The organism is Paraburkholderia sp. SIMBA_053 (assembly GCF_046534895.1).
GTDB lineage: Bacteria > Pseudomonadota > Gammaproteobacteria > Burkholderiales > Burkholderiaceae > Paraburkholderia > Paraburkholderia caledonica.
This window is the reverse complement of sequence record NZ_JAWRXU010000895.1, coordinates 1-264: the sequence shown is the minus strand read 5'-3', so window position 1 is coordinate 264 and position 264 is coordinate 1. Positions and strand designations below refer to the sequence as shown.

The 264-nt window shown below is 65.9% G+C and carries 1 pseudogene; it reads left to right on the top strand.

Annotation, left to right across the window (positions count from 1 at the left end):
• Window positions 1-264, top strand: a pseudogene (locus tag SB753_RS38200) (thiolase family protein); the annotation flags it as partial.

Below are 264 nucleotides of genomic sequence, written 5' to 3'. Positions count from 1 at the left end.
CATACGGCACCACGCAACGACAGATCGCCGCCGTGTCGTCGAAGAACCATCTGCATTCGGTGCATAACCCATATTCGCAGTTTCGCCAGGCGTTCACGATCGAGGAGGTCCTTGCGGCGCCGCCGATCACCTATCCGATCACGCTGCCCATGTGCGCGCCGGTTTCAGACGGTGCGGCGGCGGCGATCCTGTGTAGCGGGGAGGGCTTGCGGCGCATCGGCGCCGACCGCAGCCGCTGCATCCGGGTTGCAGCGAGCGTCGTGC